This is a genomic window from Pseudomonas sp. NBRC 100443 (assembly GCF_030268185.1).
Classification (GTDB): domain Bacteria; phylum Pseudomonadota; class Gammaproteobacteria; order Pseudomonadales; family Pseudomonadaceae; genus Pseudomonas; species Pseudomonas citronellolis.
Map to the genome: position 1 here is coordinate 21003 of NZ_BSQE01000029.1, position 20480 is coordinate 41482.

The window sequence follows — 20480 nt, forward strand, 5'->3', positions numbered from 1 at the left end:
TTTTCGGCGTCGGCGGCAGCCGGCCATCCGGGAACGGATGGGCACGCCATTGCGGGGGCAAGAAGCACAGCCCGCTCCAGTCATTCCCCTGAGGGACTTATGCACGACACCCACACTGAGCGCATGAGTGGCACCGAAACCCGCGCGGCCGTCGGCCTTTCCCTGGTCTTCGCGTTCCGCATGCTCGGCATGTTCATGGTCCTGCCGGTCCTGGCCACCTACGGCCAGGACCTGGCCGGCGCGACCCCGGCGCTGATCGGCCTGGCCATCGGCGCCTACGGCCTGACCCAGGCCATCCTGCAGATTCCCCTGGGCACCCTGTCCGACCGCATCGGCCGCCGGCCGATCATCGTCGTCGGGCTGCTGGTGTTCGCCCTCGGCGCGGCCGTGGCGGCCAACGCCGACAGCATCTGGGGCGTGATCGCCGGGCGGGTGATCCAGGGCGCCGGGGCGATCTCCGCGGCGGTGATGGCGATGCTCTCGGACCTGACCCGCGAGCAGCACCGCACCAAGGCCATGGCCACCATCGGCATGAGCATCGGCGTGTCCTTCGCCGTGGCCATGGTCGCCGGCCCCGTGCTGACGCACCTGTTCGGCCTGCACGGGCTGTTCTGGTTCACCGCCGGCATGGCCCTGGTCGGCCTGCTGATGATCCTGTTCTTCGTGCCGACGCCGGACCACCGCCTGCAGCACCGTGAGTCCAGCGTCGCCGGCCAGGCGCTGCTGCCGACCCTGAAGAACGCCGAGCTGCTGCGACTGGACGCCGGCATCCTGGTGCTGCACGCGATCCTCATGGCCAGCTTCGTGGCTCTGCCGCTGGCCCTGGTGGAACGCGCCGGGCTGCCCAAGGAAGAACACTGGTGGGTCTACCTGACCGCGCTGCTGGTGGGCTTCTTCGGCATGGTGCCGTTCATCATCTACGCCGAGAAGAAGCGCCAGATGAAGCGCGTGCTGGCCGGTGCGGTGGCCACCCTGATGCTCTGCGAGCTGTTCTTCTGGGAATTCGGATACAGCCTGAAGGAACTGCTGTTCGGCATCGTCGTCTACTTCACCGCGTTCAACCTGCTGGAAGCCTCGCTGCCGTCTCTGGTGAGCAAGGTCTCGCCGGCCGGCGGCAAGGGCACGGCGATGGGCGTGTACTCCACCAGCCAGTTCCTCGGCGCCGCCGTGGGCGGCATCCTCGGCGGCTGGATGTTCCAGCACGGCGGGTTGGACGGGGTGTTCATCGGCTGCGCCGTGCTGGCTGCCATATGGCTCGCGATTGCTGTTACCATGCGCGAACCGCCGTATGTAACGAGCATCCGCCTGCCCCTGTCCGACGAGGCGCTGGGCGATGCCTCGTTGGCCGAGCGTTTCAAGGCATTGCCCGGTGTGAGCGATGTGATGGTGGTCGCCGAAGAGGCCGCCGCTTATGTCAAAGTAGATTCCCAACAAGTGGATCGCACGTCCCTCGAACGCCTGGCAGGCGTCGAGCCGGCGACGTGCTGAAGCCTTTAGGAGAGCGTCATGGCCCGTGGGGTTAACAAAGTCATTCTGGTTGGTAACGTCGGTGGCGATCCGGAAACCCGCTACCTGCCCAACGGCAATGCGGTGACCAACGTCACCCTGGCCACCAGCGAGAGCTGGAAGGACAAGCAGACCGGCCAGCAGCAGGAACGTACCGAATGGCACCGCGTGGTGTTCTTCGGCCGCCTGGCGGAGATCGTCGCCGAGTACGTGCGCAAGGGCTCGCAGATCTACGTCGAAGGTAGCCTGCGCACCCGCAAGTGGCAGGGCCAGGACGGTCAGGACCGCTACACCACCGAGATCGTGGTAGACATCAACGGTAACATGCAACTGCTCGGCGGCCGTCCGGGCGCCGGTGGCGACGACGCCCCGCGCGCGCCGCGCGAACCCCAGCAGCGCCCGCAACAGGCCCCGCGCCCGGCGCCGCAACAACAGGCCGCCCCGGCCCCGCAACCGGCCGCCGACTACGACAGCTTCGACGACGACATTCCGTTCTAAGCGTCGGACAGGTCCGAAAAAGCCCGGCATTCCCCCAGGGGATGCCGGTTTTTTTCATGCCTGCAGAGCGTCGGCAGTCTTGCCGGCTCGGCCCGCGAACCGCGCCGGGGCGTCCGGCTATCGCGGACAAGGTCCGTTCCTACGGGGGGAGGCATGCCGTGCCTGCCGGCAACCTGTAGGAGCGGGCCCTGCCCGCGATTTCGCGCGCAGGGCGCGCTCCTACATGGGAATGGCGCGGGTGGGGCGGCGTAGGAGCGGATCTCATCCGCGAATCGCGCCGGAACCTCCGGCTATCGCGGACAAGGTCCGCTCCTACGAGGAAACTCCATACCTCACAGCAAATTGTAGGAGCGGGCCCTGCCCGCGATTTCGCGCGCAGGGCGCGCTCCTACATGGGAATGGCACGGGTGGGGCGGCGTAGCGGATCTCATCCGCGATCCGCGCCGGATCGTCCGGCTATCGACACCTCGTAGGATGGCGTTGAGCGAAGCGATACCCATCGCCATCGCCGCATGGGTTTCGCAGGCTCGACCCATCCTACGAAAAGCGCCCCGGCGCGGTGGGTACGGCAATTGCCTCGCGTTCCCCACGTTTTTCGCAAAAAACCTTTGCTGACTCGGCTATTTCGTTAGCTGGCTAATTAAGTGATTCTGACTCCGCCTTGATGCAAGTCAAACAACGGAGAAGAACCCATGAGCGTAGTTGTCACTGAGCGCGACGAAGACCACAAATCCCGCGAATTCCGTGCCCTCGGCCGGCGCTGCTGGGACGTGCACCAGCAGGGCCTGCTGGTCGGCGTGTTCCACAGCGAGCAGGAGGCCCACGCCTACCGCGAGAACCTGGAGCGGGAAGAGGTGCAGCGCCACGCGCGGGACGCGGAGCGGTTCTGAGCGGCCCGCGGGGCCAGGCGCCGGCCTGGCCCCGCCGCCCGGCTCAGAAGTAGTAGCCGATGTTCAGGTTGGTGCGGAAGTACCAGTCGTTGCTGCCCGAGGAGGTGGTCGAGGTCCAGCCCGTGCCGTTCTCCGCGCCGCCCCAGGGGTTGGCGTTGCGCGCCCAGGTGAAGTCCAGCCAGGCCATCACCGGCAGGGCGAAGAACTGGATGCCGGCGGTGTACATCTGCGAGTCGTCCCAGCCGCTCCTGTCCTTCCACAGCCGGCTGTAGTCGTTGTACAGCTTCACCTTCTTCACCGGCCCCAGCCAGGGCGTGGCGAGGTCGTAGCCGACGTTGAGCCCGCCGATGCTGCCCTTGGCCGCCACCAGGAAGGCCGGGGTCAGGCCGTTGCCGCCCATGAGCACGGAATCGTCGCTGACGCCGCTGGGGTTCTTCGGGTCGTATTCGTAGCGGATCGCCTGGGTCGAGATCGTCCAGGGGCCGTTCTTGAACACCCCGTGGGCGCCGGCCGCCCAGAAGCTGCCGTTGTCGTCGGTGGTGGCGTTGTACAGCCGCGAGGCGGCCAGGGAAGCACCCACCTCGTTGTTCCAGTCGCCGGCCTGGAAGCTGCGCGCCAGGCGCAGGTTGACCTGGTCGCGCTTCTCGTTGTCCTGGCGGCCGTGCAGCGCCGGGATGGCGTTGTCCTTGAGGTCCGCGTAGCGCCCGACTTCCGGGGCGTAGCGGATGCTCGACGGCAGCATGCGCGGGTAGTAGGCGGCCTGGAAATCCCAGTCGCTGTCCTTGTAGCCGTACTTCAGGCCGGTGCCGGTATTCACGCCGAAGCCGAGGAAGAACGGGATGTGGTAGCTCCAGCCGAACTGCGGGTAGGGCAGCAGGCCGAAGGGCCTGGCCGGCGCGCCCACCTGCAGGTCGGCGCGCTCGTCGAAGCGGTAGCCGAGGTAGGCGCGGTCCACCGCGCGCTTGTTGCGGTCCTGGAACCAGTAGCCGGCGTCGAGGCTGAACTGCTGGTAGCGGCCCTGCACGTCCAGGCGGAAGGTGTCGAACAGCCAGCGCGCCGGGCGGTTGATGCTGCTGTCCCAGTCTTCGTAGCGGTAGTTGGCGCGCAGCGCGCCGCCGACGTCCAGGCTGGCGTCGCCGTCCTCGCTGCGCCAGGAGATGTGCGGGAAGGGCTTGTTCTGCATGCCCTGGCTGATGGTCGGCGCCGGGCCGGGCTCGGTGGCGAAGAGCAGCGGAGCGTGTGCCAGCGCGAATGCGGCCAGCAGGGTGGGTCTCGACATGGAAGCGTCACCTCGGAAAAGGCAGCCTCGGAAGTGGGCCAGCAGGGCCGCACGCAGCTTCACGAAGGCTGGTCGTTTTTGTTTCTTGTATGAATCAACGTTTCAATTTCCTGCCCGAGGAGAAGAGCAGTTTCCATGCCATGGAGGGGAGGCTGTTTTTCTATATATTTCCTATTTATATCAATGTGTTATTGGTGAAACGCAGGCGTTTGAACCACCCGTGAAACGCCCCCGTATCGGTGTTACGCGGATGCCCAGACGTGGGGCGCGAGGGGCGAATCCGGTGCGTTGGGAAACGCCGGCAGAAACGAAAACGGCAGCCCTGGGGCTGCCGTTTTGCGCAAGGCGAGGGAAGGCTACAGGTCGAGCACCAGGCGCCGGCTGCGGCAGCCGGAAACGCAGACCATCATCGACTGGTTGGCGGCGCGCTCGGCTTTGGTCAGCACGCCGTCGCGGTGGTCCACCTCGCCTTCCAGCACCTTGACCTCGCAGGAGCCGCAGACGCCTTCGCGGCAGCTGTAGTCGAGGTCGCAGCCCTGTTCCAGCAGCACGTCCAGCAGCACCATGCCGGCTTCCATGCGCAGGTGCTTGCCGCTTTTGCGCAGCTCCACCTCGTAGCTGTCCAGGGCATCTTCCGCGGCGGCCTGTTCGACGGCGGCGAAGCGTTCGATGTGCGCGTTGGGGTAGCCCAGGGCCTCGCAGGTGCGTTCGAAGGCGTCGAGCATCGGCGTCGGGCCGCAGCAGTAGAAGTGCGCGTCGGCGGGGCGCTCGGCCAGGTAGGTGGCGAGGTCCGGCGGCAGGCCTTTCTCGTCGTCGAAGTGCAGTTGCACCCGGGCGTCGAGGCCGCGCAGTTCTTCCAGCAACGCGGCCTCGCGGCGCGAGCGCGCGCAGTAGATCAGTTCTGCGGAGCGGCCGAGGGCGAGCAACTGGCGGAACATGCAGTAGATCGGCGTGATGCCGATGCCGCCGGCCACCAGAACGCTGTGGCTGGCGTCGGCGTCCAGGGCGAAGTTGTTGCGCGGCGCGGAGATCTGCAGCTGGGTGCCGACGCGCAGGTTGTCGTGCACCCAGCGCGAGCCGCCGCGGCTGTTGCGGTCGCGGAGGATGCCGACCACGTAGCGCCCCTGGTCGCTCGGCGAGTTGAGCAGCGAGTAGCTGCGCACCAGGCCGTTGGGCAGGTGCAGGTCGATGTGCGAACCGGCCTCGAACGGCGGGAACCGGGTGTCGCCCGAGGGGCGCAGTTCCACGCTCATGATGCCTTCGGCCTCGTGGCGCAGGGTGTGCACCAGCGCCGGGATGGTTGCGTTGCTCATGGCTGTACCTCGGCGGTGCGCAGGTCGACGTCCAGGCGCGCGCTGGCCTCGATCTCGACGCGCAGTTCGGGGAACACCAGGCCGCTCACTGCCACCAGGGTGGAGGTGGGGTAGCAGGCCTGGCCGGCGAAGAAGTCGCGACGGGCGCGGCCGACTTCGTCCTTGGCGGCGATGTCGGTGACGTAGACGGTCAGTCGGTAGAGATTGCCGACGTGGCCGCCGGCGGCCTCGACCAGCGCCCGGCACTTGCCCAGCACCAGCAGCGTCTGCTCGTAGACGCCCAGCGGCGCGCCGCGCTCGGCGGCCTCGCGGGTGGCGGGATGCCCGGTCATCCCGGACATCACCACTTCGTTGCCGATGCGCAGGGCGTTGGACCAACTGGCGCCGGGCGCTTCCGCCAGCGCCTCGGCCCGTACCCGGACGACTGCGTTCATAGCTGCCTGGCCTCGATCAGTTCCAGCTGTTCCTTGGCCTTGCTCTTCAGGTAGCGGCGGATGCGCACCACGCCCAGGTCGTGCTGGTAGAGGTTCTCGCGCTGGTTGGCGTCCGGCTCCATGTGCTCCAGCAGCACCCGGTCCTGCTCCAGCACCGCCCAGTGGCGCGCCTCCAGGCGGTTCTTGTAGAGGAAGCGCCAGGTGTCGCGCTGCCAGCCGGTGAGCGGCCGGCAGCGCCAGTGGAACACCGCGCACAGCTGCGGGCTGCTGGGCGTGTAGCTGCCGACGATGGTGAAGTTGCCGCCCGGGCCGCCGGTCTTCGGGTAGGGGATTTCCAGGCGCAGCCAGTGGCAGCCGTTGTCGACGAACTCGGTCCAGTCGAAGTTCACCCCGCGCTGGCCTTCCTTCTCGAAGAAGAAGCCCTGCTCGGTGTCGCGGGTGACGAACTTGGCGCTGGCCGCGCCTTCGCTCATGGAGTGGGACATCTTGTGCAGGTAGGTGCCGTGCATCGGGTCCATGACGTTGTCGATGACGTAGCGGTAGTCGCCGCGCCACTCGGTGTAGCAGATGAAGCTGCTCCATTCGGGCGAGGTCAGCTGCTCGGGCAGCACCAGCTCCGGCGGGCTTTCCAGGTGTGGGGCGGCGGCGTTGTAGAGGAAGATCGCGCCGGCCGCCTCGCGGACGTGGAACATGCGCGTCGGGCGGCTGCCTTCGAGCTTGCAGCCGGGGCTGCCGGGGACCTTGGTGACGGTGCCGTCGCAGCGCACTTCCACGCCGTGGTAGGGGCATTGCAGGCGGTCGCCCAGCACCGGGCCGAGGGACAGCGGCGCGCCGCGGTGCGGGCAGTGGTCCTCCAGGGCGTGGACGCTGCCATCGTTGTCGCGCCAGAGGGCGATCTTGTAGCCCAGGCGGCGGATGGACAGCGGCTTGTCGCCGAGCAGTTGCGAAGGCAGGACGGGGAACCAGAGGTTCTTCAGGCCATTGGCCAGGATCTTCTCGACAGGATCGACGGTCAGTTGCGCGGTCATTTTTCTCGTTCCTTGCCCGTTATTCGCCCAGGCGGGCCATCAGGGTCTTGTAGGCGTCTTCGGTCCACTCGCCGCTGGTCAGCGGGCAGGGCGGGCCGGCCAGGTTCAGGTGCTCCAGCAGGCTCGGCAGGTCGTGCCTGCCGGCGGCGTAGGCGCGCTCGATGGAGTCGCCCAGCAGGTCTTCGAAGGGCGTGCTGGGGCGGCTGCGCGACTGGTGCGTTTCGTTGTAGGGCTCGGTCATTTCATTGGCCTCCATTGCGGACCCGTTCGCGGATGTTTTCGCGCACCGGGACGAAGTCGTAGGTCGGGTAGCATTCGCTGCGGAACACGCCCCAGGCGGAGCGCTCCAGTTCGACGTTGACGCGCGGCAGCAGCGCCGGCGGCAGGCGCAGGGTGACGATCTGGCCCAGGCCCATGGCCACGGTCCAGGAGACGATCTCCACGCCTTCGCCGGGGAAGCGTTCCCACCAGTCCATCTTTTTCATGTGGGCCTGGATGTCCTCCAGGTTCTTCGACTGGTCGTGGCGCAGCAGCACGGTCAACAGCAGGGTTTCGCTCATGCTCGTTCCTCAGGCCGCGTGGTCGACTGGGATGGCCCAGGCGTCGTAGCCGTACACCCAGTCGGCGTTGCCGCCGGCCTTGAGCCACTGGTTGCCGCGCGAGCCGATCTGGATCTGGCTGGTGCGTTCCAGGCGCGCGTCCTGGTAGGCCGCGAGCGCCGCCGGGACCTGCGCCAGCTCGCGCACGCCTGCGAGCATGCGGCCGAGCACCACGGCGTCCTCGATGGCCTGGCCGGCGCCCTGGGCCATGAACGGCATCATCGGGTGGCAGGCGTCGCCGAGCAGCACCAGGCTGTCGCGGGTCCAGTAGGGCAGCGGGTCGCGCTCGTAGAGGGCGGTCTTGAGCACCTCGTCGCAGGCCTCCAGCAGGGCGCGGGCGTGCGGGTGGTAGTGGGCGTAGCTTTCGCGCAGTTCCTCGACGCTGCCCTGGGTGGTCCAGCTTTCCAGGTGCCAGCTGTCCTGGGCGGTGGTGGCGAAGATGAAGATGTCGCGGCCGCGGTTGAGCGGGAAGGTGACGATCTGGCTCTGTGGGTTCGGCCCCCACCATTTGGTGAAAGCCTGGATGTGCGGCACCTGGGCGACCTTCACCGCCGGCACCACGGCGCGGTAGGCGACCACCCCGGTGAAGCGCGGGTGCTCCTCGCCGAACAGCGCGGCGCGCACCACCGAATGGATGCCGTCGGCGCCGATCAGCACGTCGACGCGGTCCTGGCCGCCGTCGGCGAATTCGATGTGCACGCCGTCGGCCTCCTGGCGCACGGCCTGGGCGCGCTGGGCGAAGCGCACGCGCTCCAGAGGGAAGGCTTCGGCCAGGGCGGCCAGCAGGTCGGCGCGGTGGATGGTCAACTGCGGCGCGCCGTACTTGCGCTCGGCGGCGTCGGCCATCTCCAGGCGCGAGGTTTCCTCGCCGCTGTCCCAGGTGCGGCTGATGCGGTGGGTGGGCCGCGCCGCGCTGGCGCGCACCGCCTCGCCGACGCCCAGGCCGTCGATGGCCTTGACCGCGTTGGGCGTCAGGTTGATGTCGGCGCCGACGCGCAGGAACGCCTTGGCCTGTTCGTACACCACGACGTCGTGGCCGGCGTGCAGCAGGGCGATGGCGGCGCACAGGCCGCCGATGCCGGCGCCGAGCACGCCGATCTTCAGCTTGGACATGGGCTTTCTCCTCAGCTCTTGTTCTTTTCTGTCAGGAATTTGCCTTGCGGGCCCTCGGCGCCTTTCTGCCGCCGGGTGACGCCGTCCAGGCCACCGGCGATGGCCCACTCGGCGAACACCGTGGGGCCTGGCTCGAAGCTGCGCGGCTGCCAGTCGCCGGTCAGCTGGTCCTCGTCGGCGTAGTACTCCACCAGCGCCCCGGCGGGGTTCTTGAAGTACCAGAAGAAGGCCGAGGACACCGGGTGGCGCCCGGGGCCGATCTCGGTGTCCCAGCCGCAGCGGGCGATGTGCATGCCGCCGCCGAACACCTCGTTGATGTCGCGCACGGTGAAGGCGACGTGGTTCAGCCCGGCGCGCGGCGCCGGCAGTTGGAGCATGAACAGGTCGTGGTGGCCGCCTTCCTCGGCGGTGCGCAGGAAGGCGCCGCGGCCGGGGTAGCGGTCCGAGGTCTGGAAGCCGAAGGCTTCGCGGTAGAAGGCTTCGCAGGCATCCACATCCTTGACGAAGAACACCACGTGGCCGACTTCCACCGGGGTGGCGCGTTCGTAGATCGGGCTGGGCTTGTTGATCCGCGCCTTGCTGTTCCAGGTGTTGTGCGCGCCGCATTCCTTCAGCACCAGCTCGCGCTTGCGGGTGACCTGCAGGCGGATCGCCAGGCCGTTGGGGTCGGTGCAGCCGATGCGCCCGCCGCCCTCGACGAAGCCCGGCGCCGTGGCGATGCGGCTGGCGTAGAGCGCCAGGTCGTCGGCGCTGGCCACGCCCCAGACCACCTCGCGCACCGTCGAGCCGGGCTCGATGGCCGGCGGCAGGCCGGGCTTGTCCAGGGCGGCGACCACCACGCGGCAGCCGTTGAGGGTTTCGAAGACCACCTGGTCGGTTCGCTCGTCGACCAGGCTCAGGCCCCAGTCCTCGAAGAAGCGCCGGCAGCGCGGCAGGTCTTCCACGCCGTAGGTGATCTCGTCGATGCCAAGTACGCTCATGCTGTCGCTCCGGCCCAGGCGATGGGCTGCTGGTTGAGGCCCCAGTACAGGGCTTTCTGCTCCATGTACTGGAGGATGCCCAGGCGCCCCTTCTCGCGCCCCAGGCCACTGTCGTTCCAGCCACCGAAGGGGGTGGCGATGGAGAATTGCTTGTAGGTGTTGATCCACACGGTGCCGGCCTGCACGGCGCGGCCCAGGCGCCAGGCGCGCTGGAAGTCGCGGGTCCAGATGCCGGCGGCGAGGGCGTAGACGCTGTGGTTGGCCTGCTCGATCAGCTGGCGCTCGTCGTCGAAGGGCAGGGCCGCCAGCACCGGGCCGAACACCTCTTCCTGGCACAGGCGCGCATCGTTGCCCAGGCCGTCGATGATGGTCGGGGTGTAGTACCAGCCGCGCTCGTACTGCGGCCCTTGCGGGCGGCGGCCGCCGGCGAGCAGGCGGCCGCCCTCGGACAGGCCCAGGTCGACGTAGCGCTCGACGCTCTCGCGGTGGCGCTCGCTGATCAGCGGGCCCATCTGCGTGGCCTCGTCGGCCGGGTCGCCGATGCGCAGGCGCTCGGCGCCTTCGACCAGGCGTTGCAGGAAGCGTTCGTACAGCGGCCGGGCGACGAACAGCCGCGAACCGGCGATGCAGGATTCCCCCGAGCTGCTGAAGATGCCGTAGAGCACCCCGGCCACGGCGTGGTCGAGGTCGGCGTCTTCCAGGACGATGGTCGGTGACTTGCCGCCCAGCTCCATGGACACCGGCATCATCTTGTCCGCGGCGATGCGCGCGATGTGCTTGCCGGTGCTGGTGCCGCCGGTGAAGGACACGCGCTTGACCAGCGGGTGGCGGGTGATGGCGTCGCCGATCAGCGAGCCCTTGCCCGGTAGCACGCTGATCAACCCGGCCGGCACCCCGGCCTGGATGCACAGGCGCGCCAGGGCCAGGGCCGCCAGCGGGGTGATTTCCGCCGGCTTGATCAGCACCGCGTTGCCGGCGGCCAGGGCCGGCGCCAGCTTCTGCGCCTCGGAGGCGATCGGCGAGTTCCACGGGGTGATGGCGGCGACCACGCCCATGGGCTCGTAGACGCTCATGCTGAGGAAGTCGCCGCGCGAGGGGCTGATGCTTTCCTCCAGGGTCTCGCAGGCCGCGGCGAAGAACTGGAAGGTGCCGGCGGCGCTGGCCACCAGGGCGCGGGTCTCGCGGATCGGCTTGCCGTTGTCCAGGCGCTGCAGTTGCGCCAGTTCCTCGGCGTGCTCGCGGATCAGCTGCGCCACGCGGTACAGCACCGCGGCGCGCTCGTGGGGCTTGCGCTGCGCCCAGCCGCTGGCGAGGAAGGCGCGCTGGGCGCCCTGGATGGCTTCTTCCACGTCGGCCAGGCCGGCGGCGTGCAGGCGGGCGATGGGCGAGCCGTCGGCCGGGTAGTGGCTGGCGTACAGGTCGCCGCCGCCCAGGCGCCACTGGCCAGCGATGCAGATGGGTTGGATTGCGTCGAGATCGAGCATGGCGCTGTCCTCAGATGGAGACGGCGTGGGCGTGGTTGCCCAGCGCGCGGACGATGCTGAGCACGGTCAGCATCGAGGTCTTGGGGTTGGCCGCCAGCGGCTTGCCGCGCAGGGTCATCTCGAATTCGCCGAAGGCGCCGCGGGCCTGGTAGTGGTGCACGTTCTCCTCGCTGTTGGGGTCGGCGATCAGGCGCACGCGGGTGGCGTCCAGGCCCAGGCCGGCCAGCGACAGGGTGGCGGCGACGTTGGCGTTCTTCGGGTAGCGCGAGGAGGCCTCGCGGGCGCTGCCCTCGAAGATCACCGTGGGTTCGGTGAGGCCGTCGAGGTCGAAGCGCTCGTCGGCCGGCGTGCCCTTCCAGGCGCGGCTCGGCTTGCGCCCGCTGTAGACCACCGAGTCCAGCCCGGCGACCCTGGCCGCGGCCAGCGCGTCGATGCCGCCGATGGCCCCGGAGAGCAGTTCGACCTGGGTGCCGCCGCGCCGCGCGGCTTCTTCCAGGCGCGCGGCCAGGCCGTCCTCGGAGAGCGCGCCGATGGACACCAGCAGGCATGGGATGCCGCGCTCCAGGGCCGGGATCACGTGCTCGGCCAGGGCCGCGTGGCCGGCGCATTCCACCAGCAGGTCGGGGCGCCGGGCGTAGTCCAGGGTCTCGACGACGCGGGCCTGCGCGGCGATGCCGGCCAGGCGCTGGCGCGCCTGGTCGAGGTGGCCGGCCGGGACCACCACCTGGTCGAGCGCCAGGTCGCGGTCGTCCTTGAGCATTTCCAGCACGCTGAGGCCGATGGCGCCGCAGCCGATCATGGCGATGTGCAGCATGGCGGGGTCCTCAGGCCGTGGCCTTCTGGTGGCGGGTTTCCATGTTCGGCGGGCCGGCGAACTGCTTGGCGAAGTTGCCCACCGCGCACATGTCCACTTCCAGCAGGAAGGGGCCGTCGGCGGCGTAGGCGCTTTCCAGCACGCCGGCGAAGTCCGCCAGGTCCTTGACCAGCGCGTGGCGCAGCCCCACCGACTCGGCCAGGCGCGCGTAGTCCGGGGTGTGCAGGTCGACGTAGCAGTGGCGGCCGCCGTACACGGCGTCCTGGATGTTGCGGATCACGCCGTAGCGCTGGTCGTTCATCAGCAGGATCACCACCTTGGCCTTCTCCTGCACCAGGGTGGCGATCTCGCCCAGGTTGAGGATGAAGCCGCCGTCGCCGCACAGCGCGAAGACCTTGCGCTGCGGGGCGTTCTCCGCCGCCGCGATGGCCGCGCCTATGCCCATGCACAGGCCCTGGCCGATGCCGCCGCCGAGGGCGTGGATGCCGGCCTGGGGGTGGAACAGGTGGATCAGGCGGTTGCCCCAGATGCTGTTGGACAGGGTCACGTCGCGCACCCAGGTGAAGTCGCGGCCGGTCATGCCTTGCAGCTGCTCGACCATCGAGGCGTAGGGGCCGAGTTCTTCCAGCAGTTGCGCACGCGATTGCTCGCGTACCTGGCGCAGTTCCTCGGCGAAGCCCGGCTCGACCTTCAGCCGGCCCTCCAGGCGCTCGGCCAGGCCGGCCAGGGCCAGCGCCGAGTCGCCGCAGATGAACAGCTCGCTGTTGTAGCAGCGGCCCTCGATGGCCGGGTTGGCGTCGATGCGGTAGGTCACCGGCGGCAGCTTCAGGGCGTACTTGAAGGTCTCGTTGCTGCGCAGCCGCGAGCCGGCCACCAGCAGGGCGTCGCAGCTTTGCAGGAAGGCTTCCACCCGCTTGTTCTGGGAGAAGGCGCCGAGGCAGCGCGGGTCGTCCTCGTTGACCACGCCACGGCCCTGGGTGGAGGTGATGACGCCCACGCCCAGGTCCATCAGGCGCTTCACTTCGCGGCCGGCGTGGCGGGCGCCGCCGCCGAGCCAGAGCATCGGCCGGCGCGCGCTGGCCAGGCGCTCGGCGACGCGGTCCAGGGTCTCGGCGGTGGGCGCGGCGACCGGCACCGGCAGCGGCGCCAGGTCTTCGGGCATGGGGATGTAGGCGGACTGGATGTCGATCGGGATTTCCACGCTGACCGGGCCGGCCGGCGCGCTCAGGGCAGTCTGCACGGCGAGCTTGAGGGTGCTCAGCGCGGTCTCGGCGCTGCGCACGCGGAAGGCCGCCTTGGACACCGCCTTGAGCATGGCCAGCTGGTCGCGGGCCTCGTGGATGTAGGCCAGGTCCTGGTCCAGGTAGGGCGTCTCGATCTGCCCGGTCAGGTGCAGCAGCGGGGTGCCGGCGGTCAGCGCCTCGACCAGGGCTCCGGCGGCGTTGCCGGCGGCGGTGCCGGTGGAGGTCAGGCACACGCCCAGGCTGCCGTTGGCGCGGGCGTAGGCGTCGGCCATGTTGGTGGCGCCGGCCTCGCCGCGGGCCATGACGAAGCGGATGTTGCCGCGCACGGCGAAGGCGTCGAGGATCGGCATGTTGTGGATGGAAATCACCCCGAAGGCGGCCTTGACCCCGCACTGTTCGAGGAAGGCGGCGACGGCGGCGCCCACGGTGACCGAGTTTTCGTTACGCATGGCGGGACAAGCCTCCGGATACATCGATGTGGCTGCCGGTGGTGTAGGCCGACAGCGGTGAAACGAGGAACAGCAGGGCGTTGGCGGCTTCGCGCGGCAGGCCCAGGCGCCCCAGGGGAATCTGTTTGCTGCGTGCCAGTTGCGCGGTCCATTGCGCCCAGTCCAGCTCGCGTTCTTCGCGGGCCTCGAAGCGCCGGCGCCACTGGCCGGACTCCACCAGGCCGATGAGGATGCCGTTGACGCGGATGCCCTTCGGGGCGAACTCGACGGCCAGCGAGCGCACCAGGTTCTTCAGCCCGGCGCGGGCCGCCGAGGTGCAGACCATGTGCGGCTCCGGCTGGCTGGCGAGCAGCGAGTTGGTGCAGACGATGGCGGCGTTCGCCTGGCCTTCCAGCTGCGCCAGGAAGGCACGCACCGGGTGGATCACCGAGAAGAACTTCAGCTCCAGCTCGTCGCGCCAGGCTTCGTCGCTGGTCTGCGCGAAGGTGGAGACGCGGCCCTGGCCGGCGTTGCACACCAGCATGCTGGCGGCGCCCAGTTGCTGTTGGCAGCGCGCGGCGAAGTCGCGCACCTGGCCGGCGTCGAGCACGTCGCAGGGGGCGGCCAGCAGGCGCGCGTCGGGGAAGCGCTGGCGCAGATCGGCTTCGGCTTGCGCCAGGCGCCCGCTGTCGCGGCCGCAGAAGGCCACGGCGGCGCCGGCTTCCAGCAGCAGTTCGACGGTGGCCAGGCCGATGCCGGAGCTGCCGCCGGTGACCACGGCAACGCGGCCGCGCAGGTCGCACAGGCTCATGAATGCACCCTCTGCAGCGACAGGACGTTGGGGTTGGGCATGTGCCCGAGCAGGCCGGAGAGTTCCTCGGCGCTGTTGCGCACCTGGCGCACCAGCGGTTCCAGCAGGTGCTCGGCGATGCGCGTGGCGGGGATGGTCACGCCCATGGCGGCGCAGACGCGCCCGGTGTGGTCGCGCACCGGCGCGGCGACGGTGGAGATGCTCGCCTCGAAGAAGCCTTCGCTCAGCGCATAGCCGCGCAGGCGGTCGTTCTGCACCAGGTCGAAAAGCTCCTCGGTGTTGCGCGGGGTGCCCTCGGAGAAGCGCTCCAACTGCTTCTCCGGATACAGCTCGCGCAGCGCGGCGAGGTCCAGGTCTTCCAGGAGGATGCGCCCGAGCACGGTGGCGTGGGCCGGCAGGCGGGTGCCGACGTTGACCGCGCTGGTGAGGATCGACGGCGGCGAGATCTTCGCCACGTAGACGATGTTGCGCCCGTCGCGCACCACCAGGTTGCAGGAGTAGCCGATGGCGTCGCACAGGCGGCGCAGGATCGGCTGGCCCAGCTCGGTGAGCTCCAGCGAGGCCAGGTATTCGAAGCCCAGGCGCAGCACCGCCATGCCCAGGCGGTATTCGTTGCCGCTGCGGGTGACGAAGCCCAGGGCCTCCAGGGTGGCCAGCAGGCGGAAGATGGTGGTGCGCGGCAGCTGCAGGCGGCGCGCCAGTTCCGGGGCGGTGAGGGTGCGGTCGTGGCGGGTGAACTCGCCCAGCAGCGTCAGGCCGCGTTCCAGCCCCGGAACCATGTAGCGTTCCTGGTTTTCGGTGAGGGTGTCGGTACTCATGGTTTCAGTCCTTGTCGAGGAAGCGGACGAGGTGTCCGGCCAGGGCTTCGGGGCATTCGATGGGGCTGGCGTGGCCGGCGCCGGGGACGAGCTGGAAGGGTGCCGCCAGCGCCGCGGCGACTTCGCGGCAGGCGGCCGGCAGAGTGATGCCGTCCTCGCTGCCGCACAGCACCTCGACGGGCACCGGCGGGCGGCCCAGGCGCAGCAGGTCGTCGCCGCACAGCAGCTCCACCGCCTGGCGGTAGCCGTGGGGCTTGAGCCGCGCCATGTTCCAGTGCACCCAGGCCAGCGCCTCGGCACTCGGGCTGGCGCCGAGCATGGCCGGGGCGCGGCGTTCGGCGAGGCCGGCGATGCCCTCGCTGGCCAGAGCGGCCAGGCGCCGGCTGCGCACCGCTTCGCCTTCGGCCGGGCGCGCGCCGTAGCCGTGCGCCGGGCTCAGCAGCAGCAGGCGGGCAACGCGCCGCGGCTCAGCGTTGGCCAGGGCGAGGGCGGTCAGCGCGCCCAGGGAATGGCCGAGCAGCACGCAGCGCTGCACGTCCAGCGCGTCCAGCAGCTCGCGCAGGCGCTGCATGTAGGCTTCCGCCCGCGGCGCGGCTTCGGCCAGCGGCGTGGATTCGCCGTAGCCGGGGGCGTCCCAGGCGATGAGCCGCGCGCGCGCCTTCAGGCACTGCGCCAGCGGCAGCCAGGAGGCCGCGCCTGAGCCGATGCCGTGCAGCAGCACCAGCGCCGGGGCATCGGCCGCGCCGGCCTCGCGCCAGGCGCTGACGACCTCGCCGCGGCGCACCAGGCGCTGCGGGAAGTCGCGTTCCAGGTCGGCCTGCCAGGCGGCCGCCGTGCTCATCGCCGTCATCGTCCGGCCCTCAGCGCTTGATGCTGGCCAGCGGGTGCTCTGGCGGGTAGGTCGGGGTGATCGGCTTCTTCGCCCCGAGCATCACGCACATCAGCGCGTCCTCGTCGCCGATGTTGATTTCCTCGCGGTACACGCCCGGCGGCACCGAGATCACGTCGCGGTCGCCGAGGATGGTCTCGAAGCGCTCGCCGTCCTTCTCCAGGATCACCTTGAGCTTGCCGCGCAGGACGAAGAACACTTCCTCGACGTCGACGTGCAGGTGCGGCGGGCCTTCATGCCCGGCCGGGATGACCATGGTGGAGAAGGTGAAGTGCTCGGAGGGGATGGTGTTGTTGTCGGCGTTCACGCCGGTGCCGCCGGTGCCGATGTAGCGCATCTGCGCGCGGCGGTACTTGGGGTCGTAGTCGGCCTGGAACTTCAGCGCGTTCCAGTCGTACTGGCGGGTGGAATAGCGCGCGATGCGCGAGTTGCACCACTGCTCGAAGCTGGCGCCGGCCGGGCGTTCCCAGCTCTTGGGTTGCTGTTGCAGGTTGAGATCGGTCATCGGTTTTCTCCTCAGAGCATGACGAACCCGCCGTTGACCGGCAGGGTCTGGCCAGTGACGAAGCGGGACAGGTCGGACAGGGCGAACAGCACGGCGCCGCTCACGTCCGCGGGCAGCTGCGCGCGCTGGATGGCGCGCTGGCGGCGGTACAGTTCGTGGCGCTCGGCGGGGACGTAGGCGGTGGCCTCGACCTCCACCAGGCCGGGGGCGATGGCGTTGACGGTGATGCCGTCGGCGCCCAGCTCGCGCGCCAGGGTGCGCGTCATGGCGATCAGCGCGCCCTTGCTGGCGGTGTAGGCGAGCAGGTTGGGCGCGCCCCACAGCGGGGTGTCGGAGGCCAGGTTGACGATGGCGCCGCGGCCGCTTGCGCGCAGCGCCGGCAGGCAGGCGTTGGTCATCAGCCAGGCGCCGCGCACGTTGACTTGCATGACCAGGTCCCAGGTGGCGATGTCCAGCGCCTCGCCGGGCTTGCCGCCGGAGTTGGTCACCGCGGCGTTGTTGACCAGGCCGTCGAGGCCGCCGAGGCGTTCCACGGCGGCTTCCACGCAGGTTGTGATGGAGTGCGGCTCGCGCAGGTCGAGGGCCAGGCCGTCGACCGGCAGCCCCTGCTCGCGCAGGTTGGCGGCGGCCGCCTGGACCGCGTCGGCGCGCAGGTCGGCGATCGCCACGCGGGCCCCGGCGCGGGCCGCCGCTTCGGCGAAGGCCAGGCCCAGGCCGCCGGCGCCGCCGGTGATGAGCACGCGGCGCCCTTGCAACAGGTTGCTTGCAGTCATGGGGGCGTCCTCAGGCGGTGGCCAGGTTGGCCTTGGGCAGGTAGTGCAGGACGCGCTTCTCGGCCCAGACCACCGCGGCGTAGGCGAGCACGCCGATCAGCGTGAGCGCGACTATGGTGACGAACACCCCGGCGGTGTTGCCCTGGCCCTCGGCGTCCACCAGCAGGAAGCCCAGGCCCTTGTTGCCGCCGACCAGCTCGCCGACGGTGACGCCGATCACCGCCAGGGTGGAGGCGATGCGCAGGCCGGAGAACAGCGCGCTCATCGCCGAGGGGAACTCCACCAGGCGGAACAGCTGCCAGCGGTTGGCGCTCAGGGCGCGGACCAGGTTGATCATGTCCGGGTCGACGGTGCGGATCGCCGAGAGCACGTTGATCATCACCGGGAAGAACACGATGAGGATGGCGATGAGGATCTTCGGGTACATGGTGTAGCCCAGCCACATCACGAACAGCGGGGCGAAGGCCACCTTGGGGGCGATCTGCAGCGCCAGGATGTAGGGCGAGAGCATGGCCTCGGCCGACGGCGACAGGCCCAGGGCGACGCCGATGACCACGCCCAGCAGGGCGCCCAGGGCGAAGCCGACGATGATCTCCAGGGTGGTGATCAGGCTGTGCTCCAGCAGGTTGCCGGTCTGCCACATGGTCACGGCCTCCCGGGCCACGCGGGTGAGGTTGGGCAGGACGAACTCGGGCATGCCGAGCAGGCCCGGGCCCCATTGCCAGAGGGCGAGGAAAACCACCAGCAGCGCCAGGCTGCCGGCGCTCGAACGGGAAAGCGTCATGTGCGACTCCGGGTGCTTACTGTTGCGCCAGGCGGGCGGCGTTGGCCTCGACGAAGCGGTTGGTGTAGAGCTCGGCCAGCGGGGTGGCGCGCGGCACTATCTTTTCCTCGACGTAGAAGCGCGCGACCTTGGCCAGGCGCTGCTCGTCGATGTGCCCGGGGACTGCCTGGCCCGGGTACACGTGCTCGTCGTAGAGCCGGAAGATGCGTTCCAGCGAGGCCTCCTTGCCCTTGTAGGCCGGCACGGCGGCGGCGAAGGTGGCGGCGGCGCCCTTGGGATCGGCCATGATGTCGGCCATGCCCTTGAGGGTGGCGCTGACCACGCCCTGGACCACATCCGGGTGGTTGGCGATGGCGTCGTCGGAGGCGAGGATGGCCTGGGCCATGCTCTCGAACACCTGGTCCTGGGGCAGCAGCCTGGCCTTCAGCCCGGCGTCCTCGGCGTTGACGAACCAGTCCGGCACCCCGGCCATGGCCTGCGCCTTGCCGGCGGAGAACAGCTGCCAGACGCCGGCTGGACCTGCGGCCTGGATGTCCACGTCGTCGCGGCCCAGGCCGGCCTTGCGCAGCGAGGCGAGCAGGGCGTAGTAGGTGGTGTCGGAGTAGGACATCACCGTCAGGGTCTTGCCCTTGAGCGCCTTCACCGAATCGATGCCGCTGTCGGTGCTGGCCGCCAGCAGGGTCACGCCGCCGCCGCCGAGCACGGCCACGGCCTTCACCGGCACGCCGTTGGCGCGCACCACGATGGGCGTGTCGCCGATGGCGCCGCCGACCAGGGCGTTGCCCGAGCCGATCTGCTTGGCCACGTCGACGCCGCCCTTGCCGGCGAGGAAGGTCACCTTGAGGTTCTCGGCCGCGTAGTAGCCCTTCTGCTGGGCGATGACCCAGGGCGCGAAGGCCGGCGAGCTGGGCGGCGCCGGCAGCAGGTAGGTGACCTCGGTGGGCGCGGCGCTGGCGGCGCAGGCGCACAGGGCGAGCAGCGGTCCGGCGAAGCGGGAGAGCAGGGTGTTGCGCATGAGCGGGTCCTCGTGCGGGGTCAGTGGAGAAGGTCGTCGCCGACTTTCAGCAGGTCCATCAGGTGCCCGACCAGGGGGCCGGCGCCGGGCAGCTTGCGGCGTTCCAGGGGGTTGTCGCGGTGCGGCAGGTCGACCTCGATCTCCTCGATGATGTTGCCGGGGCGGGCGCTCATGACCAGGATGCGGTCGGAGAGGGCGATGGCTTCCATGAGGTCGTGGGTGATGAACAGCGCGGTCTTCTGCTGCTCGTAGAGCATCTGCGCCAGGTCCTGCTGGAGGATCATCTTGGTCTGCGCGTCGAGGGCCGAGAACGGCTCGTCGAGGAACAGCACCTGCGGGTCGATGGCCAGGGTGCGGGCCAGGGCCGCGCGCTGGCGCATGCCGCCGGAGAGCTGGAACGGGTAGTGGTCGCCGAAGCCGGCCAGGTGGCACTTGTCGATCAGCCGCTCGGCCACCGCGCGCCGCTGCGCCGCGGCCACGCCCTGGATCTCCAGGCCCAGCTCGACGTTGCGGCGGATGCTGCGCCAGGGCATGAGCAGGTCCTTCTGCAGCATGAAGGCGACCTTGGCCACCGGCTTGACCACCCGCTCGCCGCCGACGAACACCGCGCCCTCGCTGGGGGTATAAAGCCCGCTGCCCATGTTCAGCAGGGTGCTCTTGCCGCAGCCGGAGGGGCCGATGATGGAAACCACCTCGCCCTTGCGGATGCTGAAGTTCAGCCCGCGCACGGCGAAGGGCGCATCGCGCTCGCCCTTCTTCGGGAAGCACTTGCCGACGTTCTCGAAGACGATCTCCACGTCGGCCGGCCGCGCACCTTCCTGGCGACGCATGGAGTTGGTTCCCCGTTCTACGACGGCGTACATCTCTTGGGTGGCAGCCATGTTCCTCATCTCACTATGTTTCATATACGGTGCGTTGATTTATGCATGAACAATGCCACGTGATTTTTCTGACGAGTGCTTTTGTTTATTCCTTATTAATCAAATAGTTGTGCGTTTCCGCTGTGAAACGCCCGATTGTTTCACCCATGAAATGGTTTTTCGAAGGCACTGGGAAATTTCTGCACAGCGAGGTAGCAGATCGGCTGCGGGTGCTACCTATCAGTGCGCCATCAGGGGCGCGGCGGGAAGGCGAGGGATTTGCGGGGAAGGCGAGGGGGACTTTGTAGGAGCGAGCTTGCTCGCGAACGGGCCCCGCTGCGGAAGCGGTTCGCGAGCAAGCTCGTTCCTACAGGGAATGGCCGTCCGCGGTGCGGGTTCAGAACTGGTGGTTGAC

The 20480-nt window shown here is 69.3% G+C and carries 22 protein-coding genes; 3 read left to right on the forward strand and 19 right to left on the reverse strand.

Going from position 1 to position 20480, the window contains the following annotated elements:
* Nucleotides 1–99: 99 nt before the first annotated feature.
* The 3 genes from QSJ95_RS28465 (at nucleotide 100) to QSJ95_RS28475 (ending at nucleotide 2894) form a co-directional block, all read left to right on the forward strand.
* Complete coding sequence (locus QSJ95_RS28465) at nucleotides 100–1488, forward strand: MFS transporter (RefSeq protein WP_043273422.1); 1389 nt, start codon at nucleotides 100–102, stop codon at nucleotides 1486–1488.
* Between the two features lie 18 nt (nucleotides 1489–1506).
* Nucleotides 1507–2004, forward strand: coding sequence for a single-stranded DNA-binding protein (ssb, locus tag QSJ95_RS28470; RefSeq protein ID WP_009617188.1), 498 nt, complete (start codon nucleotides 1507–1509; stop codon nucleotides 2002–2004).
* A gap of 692 nt (nucleotides 2005–2696) precedes the next feature.
* A complete protein-coding gene (locus QSJ95_RS28475) occupies nucleotides 2697–2894 on the forward strand; it encodes a hypothetical protein (protein ID WP_285646915.1) in 198 nt (65 codons plus the stop codon).
* Nucleotides 2895–2937: 43 nt separating this feature from the next.
* Here QSJ95_RS28475 and QSJ95_RS28480 read toward each other — a convergent pair whose 3' ends face one another.
* From QSJ95_RS28480 to QSJ95_RS28570, 19 genes are all read right to left on the reverse strand, one after another.
* Nucleotides 2938–4173, reverse strand: coding sequence for a putative porin (locus tag QSJ95_RS28480; RefSeq protein WP_285646916.1), 1236 nt, complete (start codon nucleotides 4171–4173; stop codon nucleotides 2938–2940).
* Nucleotides 4174–4529: 356 nt separating this feature from the next.
* The gene (locus QSJ95_RS28485; RefSeq protein ID WP_285646917.1) at nucleotides 4530–5486 is read right to left on the reverse strand and encodes a PDR/VanB family oxidoreductase; all 957 of its coding nucleotides are present in this window, start codon (nucleotides 5484–5486) and stop codon (nucleotides 4530–4532) included.
* Nucleotides 5483–5920, reverse strand: a complete 438-nt coding sequence (locus QSJ95_RS28490) for a RidA family protein (protein ID WP_116426065.1) — start codon at nucleotides 5918–5920, stop codon at nucleotides 5483–5485. Before QSJ95_RS28490 ends, QSJ95_RS28485 begins: the two co-directional genes overlap by 4 nt.
* Entirely contained in the window at nucleotides 5917–6948 is a 1032-nt protein-coding gene (locus QSJ95_RS28495) for a Rieske 2Fe-2S domain-containing protein (RefSeq protein ID WP_285646919.1), read from the reverse strand. Before QSJ95_RS28495 ends, QSJ95_RS28490 begins: the two co-directional genes overlap by 4 nt.
* Before the next feature lie 19 nt (nucleotides 6949–6967).
* Nucleotides 6968–7189, reverse strand: coding sequence for a recombinase-like helix-turn-helix domain-containing protein (locus QSJ95_RS28500; protein WP_074985997.1), 222 nt, complete (start codon nucleotides 7187–7189; stop codon nucleotides 6968–6970).
* Between the two features lies 1 nt (nucleotide 7190).
* Entirely contained in the window at nucleotides 7191–7508 is a 318-nt protein-coding gene (locus QSJ95_RS28505) for a hypothetical protein (RefSeq protein WP_043315328.1), read from the reverse strand.
* A gap of 9 nt (nucleotides 7509–7517) precedes the next feature.
* Nucleotides 7518–8660, reverse strand: coding sequence for an FAD-dependent monooxygenase (locus QSJ95_RS28510; protein WP_285646922.1), 1143 nt, complete (start codon nucleotides 8658–8660; stop codon nucleotides 7518–7520).
* A gap of 11 nt (nucleotides 8661–8671) precedes the next feature.
* Nucleotides 8672–9640 (reverse strand): VOC family protein, encoded by a 969-nt coding sequence (locus tag QSJ95_RS28515; RefSeq protein ID WP_285646924.1) that lies wholly within the window; start codon nucleotides 9638–9640, stop codon nucleotides 8672–8674.
* The gene (locus tag QSJ95_RS28520; RefSeq protein WP_285646926.1) at nucleotides 9637–11124 is read right to left on the reverse strand and encodes an aldehyde dehydrogenase; all 1488 of its coding nucleotides are present in this window, start codon (nucleotides 11122–11124) and stop codon (nucleotides 9637–9639) included. The genes QSJ95_RS28515 and QSJ95_RS28520 overlap by 4 nt, the downstream gene beginning before the upstream one ends.
* 10 nt (nucleotides 11125–11134) lie before the next feature.
* Nucleotides 11135–11938, reverse strand: a complete 804-nt coding sequence (locus tag QSJ95_RS28525) for an aspartate dehydrogenase (protein ID WP_285646928.1) — start codon at nucleotides 11936–11938, stop codon at nucleotides 11135–11137.
* A gap of 10 nt (nucleotides 11939–11948) precedes the next feature.
* Entirely contained in the window at nucleotides 11949–13631 is a 1683-nt protein-coding gene (locus QSJ95_RS28530; protein WP_285646930.1) for a thiamine pyrophosphate-binding protein, read from the reverse strand.
* Nucleotides 13624–14421 carry an SDR family oxidoreductase gene (locus tag QSJ95_RS28535; RefSeq protein ID WP_285646933.1) on the reverse strand — a complete coding sequence of 266 codons (798 nt, stop codon included), beginning with the start codon at nucleotides 14419–14421 and terminating at the stop codon, nucleotides 13624–13626. The genes QSJ95_RS28530 and QSJ95_RS28535 overlap by 8 nt, the downstream gene beginning before the upstream one ends.
* Nucleotides 14418–15239 carry an IclR family transcriptional regulator gene (locus tag QSJ95_RS28540; RefSeq protein WP_043315318.1) on the reverse strand — a complete coding sequence of 274 codons (822 nt, stop codon included), beginning with the start codon at nucleotides 15237–15239 and terminating at the stop codon, nucleotides 14418–14420. The genes QSJ95_RS28535 and QSJ95_RS28540 overlap by 4 nt, the downstream gene beginning before the upstream one ends.
* A 4-nt stretch (nucleotides 15240–15243) precedes the next feature.
* A complete protein-coding gene (locus QSJ95_RS28545) occupies nucleotides 15244–16080 on the reverse strand; it encodes an alpha/beta fold hydrolase (RefSeq protein WP_285646935.1) in 837 nt (278 codons plus the stop codon).
* A gap of 19 nt (nucleotides 16081–16099) precedes the next feature.
* Nucleotides 16100–16633 carry a cupin domain-containing protein gene (locus tag QSJ95_RS28550; protein WP_043315315.1) on the reverse strand — a complete coding sequence of 178 codons (534 nt, stop codon included), beginning with the start codon at nucleotides 16631–16633 and terminating at the stop codon, nucleotides 16100–16102.
* A gap of 11 nt (nucleotides 16634–16644) precedes the next feature.
* The gene (locus QSJ95_RS28555; RefSeq protein ID WP_285646938.1) at nucleotides 16645–17406 is read right to left on the reverse strand and encodes an SDR family oxidoreductase; all 762 of its coding nucleotides are present in this window, start codon (nucleotides 17404–17406) and stop codon (nucleotides 16645–16647) included.
* A 10-nt stretch (nucleotides 17407–17416) separates the two neighbouring features.
* Nucleotides 17417–18190, reverse strand: a complete 774-nt coding sequence (locus QSJ95_RS28560; RefSeq protein ID WP_285646940.1) for an ABC transporter permease — start codon at nucleotides 18188–18190, stop codon at nucleotides 17417–17419.
* Nucleotides 18191–18206: 16 nt separating this feature from the next.
* A complete protein-coding gene (locus QSJ95_RS28565) occupies nucleotides 18207–19205 on the reverse strand; it encodes an ABC transporter substrate-binding protein (protein ID WP_069862201.1) in 999 nt (332 codons plus the stop codon).
* Nucleotides 19206–19225: 20 nt separating this feature from the next.
* Nucleotides 19226–20068, reverse strand: a complete 843-nt coding sequence (locus QSJ95_RS28570; RefSeq protein ID WP_134163483.1) for an ABC transporter ATP-binding protein — start codon at nucleotides 20066–20068, stop codon at nucleotides 19226–19228.
* Nucleotides 20069–20480 lie beyond the last annotated feature (412 nt).

Bases quoted from the DNA above. Each gene is read 5' to 3' on its own strand.
- ssb (WP_009617188.1), top strand. From the start codon at position 1,507: ATGGCCCGTGGGGTTAACAAAGTCATTCTGGTTGGTAACGTCGGTGGC.
- QSJ95_RS28510 (WP_285646922.1), bottom strand. From the start codon at position 8,660: ATGTCCAAGCTGAAGATCGGCGTGCTCGGCGCCGGCATCGGCGGCCTG.
- QSJ95_RS28490 (WP_116426065.1), bottom strand. From the start codon at position 5,920: ATGAACGCAGTCGTCCGGGTACGGGCCGAGGCGCTGGCGGAAGCGCCC.
- QSJ95_RS28525 (WP_285646928.1), bottom strand. From the start codon at position 11,938: ATGCTGCACATCGCCATGATCGGCTGCGGCGCCATCGGCCTCAGCGTG.
- QSJ95_RS28500 (WP_074985997.1), bottom strand. From the start codon at position 7,189: ATGACCGAGCCCTACAACGAAACGCACCAGTCGCGCAGCCGCCCCAGC.
- QSJ95_RS28495 (WP_285646919.1), bottom strand. From the start codon at position 6,948: ATGACCGCGCAACTGACCGTCGATCCTGTCGAGAAGATCCTGGCCAAT.
- QSJ95_RS28485 (WP_285646917.1), bottom strand. From the start codon at position 5,486: ATGAGCAACGCAACCATCCCGGCGCTGGTGCACACCCTGCGCCACGAG.
- QSJ95_RS28535 (WP_285646933.1), bottom strand. From the start codon at position 14,421: ATGAGCCTGTGCGACCTGCGCGGCCGCGTTGCCGTGGTCACCGGCGGC.
- QSJ95_RS28540 (WP_043315318.1), bottom strand. From the start codon at position 15,239: ATGAGTACCGACACCCTCACCGAAAACCAGGAACGCTACATGGTTCCG.
- QSJ95_RS28465 (WP_043273422.1), top strand. From the start codon at position 100: ATGCACGACACCCACACTGAGCGCATGAGTGGCACCGAAACCCGCGCG.
- QSJ95_RS28530 (WP_285646930.1), bottom strand. From the start codon at position 13,631: ATGCGTAACGAAAACTCGGTCACCGTGGGCGCCGCCGTCGCCGCCTTC.
- QSJ95_RS28565 (WP_069862201.1), bottom strand. From the start codon at position 19,205: ATGCGCAACACCCTGCTCTCCCGCTTCGCCGGACCGCTGCTCGCCCTG.
- QSJ95_RS28555 (WP_285646938.1), bottom strand. From the start codon at position 17,406: ATGACTGCAAGCAACCTGTTGCAAGGGCGCCGCGTGCTCATCACCGGC.
- QSJ95_RS28520 (WP_285646926.1), bottom strand. From the start codon at position 11,124: ATGCTCGATCTCGACGCAATCCAACCCATCTGCATCGCTGGCCAGTGG.
- QSJ95_RS28550 (WP_043315315.1), bottom strand. From the start codon at position 16,633: ATGACCGATCTCAACCTGCAACAGCAACCCAAGAGCTGGGAACGCCCG.
- QSJ95_RS28515 (WP_285646924.1), bottom strand. From the start codon at position 9,640: ATGAGCGTACTTGGCATCGACGAGATCACCTACGGCGTGGAAGACCTG.
- QSJ95_RS28545 (WP_285646935.1), bottom strand. From the start codon at position 16,080: ATGAGCACGGCGGCCGCCTGGCAGGCCGACCTGGAACGCGACTTCCCG.
- QSJ95_RS28505 (WP_043315328.1), bottom strand. From the start codon at position 7,508: ATGAGCGAAACCCTGCTGTTGACCGTGCTGCTGCGCCACGACCAGTCG.
- QSJ95_RS28480 (WP_285646916.1), bottom strand. From the start codon at position 4,173: ATGTCGAGACCCACCCTGCTGGCCGCATTCGCGCTGGCACACGCTCCG.
- QSJ95_RS28560 (WP_285646940.1), bottom strand. From the start codon at position 18,190: ATGACGCTTTCCCGTTCGAGCGCCGGCAGCCTGGCGCTGCTGGTGGTT.
- QSJ95_RS28475 (WP_285646915.1), top strand. From the start codon at position 2,697: ATGAGCGTAGTTGTCACTGAGCGCGACGAAGACCACAAATCCCGCGAA.
- QSJ95_RS28570 (WP_134163483.1), bottom strand. From the start codon at position 20,068: ATGTACGCCGTCGTAGAACGGGGAACCAACTCCATGCGTCGCCAGGAA.